Annotated in this window: 3 protein-coding genes; all 3 read left to right on the forward strand. The window is 29.9% G+C overall.

All coding sequences use genetic code 11. The features are described 5' to 3' along the window. Positions 1-521 (forward strand): DUF3732 domain-containing protein (locus tag GW12_RS06070; RefSeq protein WP_034584872.1); only part of this gene is annotated, 521 nt, incomplete at its 5' end. A 113-nt stretch (positions 522-634) separates the two neighbouring features. Next, a complete protein-coding gene (locus GW12_RS06075; protein WP_264673520.1) occupies positions 635-2,377 on the forward strand; it encodes an ATP-dependent endonuclease in 1,743 nt (580 codons plus the stop codon). Further along, a complete protein-coding gene (locus tag GW12_RS06080; RefSeq protein WP_052127890.1) occupies positions 2,377-3,267 on the forward strand; it encodes a UvrD-helicase domain-containing protein in 891 nt (296 codons plus the stop codon). The genes GW12_RS06075 and GW12_RS06080 overlap by 1 nt, the downstream gene beginning before the upstream one ends. Positions 3,268-3,269: the final 2 nt, after the last annotated feature.

The raw sequence follows: 3,269 nt of genomic DNA on the forward strand, positions 1-3,269 counted from the left end.
AGGTTTGTGCAACAAAGCCTTTTTCATTTGAAACTTTTGATCTTTATCATTTAACTCCAGAAAATGAAAAAATTTATTTAAGATCTATGGGTAGTGGGGCAAATTGGCTCTATAGTCATATAACACTTTTTTTGGCTTTACATAAATATTTTGCAGAATTAGGCGCTGAATGCTCTATTCCATCTATTCTATTTTTTGATCAACCTACTCAAGTATATTTTCCTAATTTTAATAGAGATAACTCTTTAACTTTTGAGGAGCAAAGAGAAGAAGAAGCTATACAAAGACAGAAGCTAAAATTAGAAAATAGTGTGGATGAAGATATTAAAGCTGTTGAAAATTTATTTAATCAATTTGCAAATTATTGTAAGGAAATTGAGTCTTATAATGCTTTTAGTCCTCAAATTATTGTAATAGATCATGCAGATAACTTAAATTTAGATGATGGCAATGATTTTGAGTCTTTTGTAAATGGTAATCGGTGGAGAGTAAGGGGATTAATATATCCAATTCCTAGTTAAAATAGGCTAATGAGGTCTGAAAATTAATTCTTATTTTTAGTCTATTAAAGTTAATTTATTAAATTAACTTTTTAAATTTCTTATAATTAAGATTTATTGTTTATTGGAGAATGATGAATCTTAATAAAATATATTTATTAAGATTTGGAGGGGATATGGAAATTGAGTCATTGCGTATTAAGGGATTCCGAAATTTTAAAGATGCATTTATAAGATTTAATGGAGATACTCTGGTTATAGGTGCAAATGATGTTGGGAAAAGTAATATGCTGCATGCTTTGCGCATATTACTAGATAAGAGCTTGTCAGAAGATGATATAGAGCCATCAGAACTTGACTTTCATTTAATGCCTAAAAAGGTTTGTAATAATATTGAAATAACGATCAGTTTTAAATCAGTATTTGAAGATGCGGTTATATCTGTGTTAAAAGGATATGTTGATGATAAAGGCCGTACATTTTTAAGATACACAGCTAATCGTAACGATCTAACATATCGGATTTTTATAGGTCATTCACTTCAAGATCTAGAAGAGATTAATAGTCGATTTTATTTAAAGTATGTCAATCTTAAGTATATTCAATCACAAAGAGACCTACATCGATTTATTCAAAAGGAAAAGCGTCAACTCTTAAAGTTAGCTCAACAGAACCTAACTGAAAATCAAAAAGAAGAAGATAAATTAGTATTAGAGGAGATATGTGAAGATTTAAAAGAGGTAAATGAAAAAATATCGCAATTGTTTTATATAGAAAAGGCTACAGAAGAAGTAAATGAAGAATTAAAAAAATTATCTTATCACCATTCTGATTATTCTGTTAAGTTGGATTCTGGTGCTATTCAAGTCACAGATTTTATTAATAGCCTTAAACTAGGAGCCTCTACACATGGTAATAATGTATTATTAGGAGGTGATGGTAGAAATAACCAAATTTTGTTAGCTCTATGGAAAGCGAAAAGTATTGCTGAACATGATACAAATCATGAAGTGGTATTTTATGTTATTGAAGAGCCGGAAGCTCATTTACATCCTCACCAACAACGAAAGTTGGCTAAATATCTCATTGATGAATTACCTGGACAAGCTATTATCTCCTCGCACTCCCCCCAGATAGCATCTTATTTTTTACCAGATTCAATTATAAGATTATTAATAAAATCTAACTCAACTGTTGCAGCTAGTAATGGTTGTGCGCAGTGTATAAAAGATGGTTGGGAAGAAATGGGGTATAGGATTAGTATCCTACCAGCTGAGGCTTTTTTTTCAAATGGAGTCTATTTAGTAGAAGGACCCTCCGAAATGCTTTTTTATAATGATTTAGCTAAAGCAATTGGAATTGACTTAGATCATTTAAACATATCTTTATTATCTGTAGACGGGGTTGCTTTCGAGGTATATACACAAATTTTAAATGCACTGGAAATTCCATGGGTAATGAGAACAGATAATGATGTTTCTAAGATTAAAGGTAAGGAATTATGGCAATATACAGGAATTAATCGTTGTTTAAGAGCTATTGGTGCAAGCGGGTGGCATCATAGTAGAGTTGAAATTACTTCGGAACATGTACCTAAGGATAGACGATGGGAATCATTCAGTAAAATGATAAACGAGAAAGGTATCTTTATTTCAAATATTGATTTGGAAACAGATTTAGTTAATTCACTTACTAAAGAAGTTCTAGCTAGTTTAAATAAGAGCAATAAAATAGAAGCAATTGATTACTTACAAAAAAAGAAAGCCATTCGTATGCGTAAGTTATTAAAAGGTATTAGAAATGATTTAGGAAAATTGAAAAAAGATGCACTTGCACAACCATTAATTTACTTGAAAGAATTACTTGAAAAAAAATAATGATGAGTACCTCTTATACATCTCAGCAGATTGAAGCTATTAAATATTCTGGAAATTTAGTAATTGCTGCATGTCCTGGTAGTGGAAAGACTACTGTTGTAAAAGAAAAAGTACGGAATATAACCCTTACTTTGAAAGATCATCAGGGAGTAATAGCCATTTCATTTACGAAAAAGGCTAGTTTTGAGCTAAAAAGAAAGTGTAAAGCAGAAGGTCATAATACAAAACAAAGTTTTTTTGGAACTATTGATAAATTTTGTTTAGAAGAAATAATTTTCCCATTTTTGTCTCAGTTGTGGAAAGGAAGGCCCAGAGAAAGTACTATTATTGATAAGTTAAATAATAAACAAAAAGGTTTTTTTAGAGAAGTATATAAATACCCCACTGTTAACGATATTATTTTAGATAATGGTTTTAAGTTGCTCTACAAGCAAGGCTATCTTTGGATAGAGGCACTTCCTGCATTAGCACTTTATATTTTAAATAAGTCAGAGTCAGCAGTTAGATATATAAAGGCAAAATTTACTCACATTTTTCTGGATGAATATCAAGATACATCTAAAGCTCAACATCATTTATTTATGAAATTAGTAGAGCTTGGTTTGATAGGTACAGCTGTTGGTGATGTAAATCAATCTATTTATAATTTTAGAGGAAGCAGTTCAGATTATCTGAGAGAATTATTGTCTAGTAAATTTTTTAAAAAAATATATGTTGATACTAATCATAGATGTCATATATCCATTAATAATTATGCATCAAGATTATTAGACCCTTATTTCTCAATAGAAGATCATCAAGAAGAATGTAGAGTATATAGACTTAAATTAACGGGGGATTATAGTGAAATTTCTAAGGATATCTCTGAAATGGCTTTGTTGCATAAATAAAT

This window comes from Acinetobacter sp. HR7, assembly GCF_000773685.1.
Classification (GTDB): domain Bacteria; phylum Pseudomonadota; class Gammaproteobacteria; order Pseudomonadales; family Moraxellaceae; genus Acinetobacter; species Acinetobacter thermotolerans.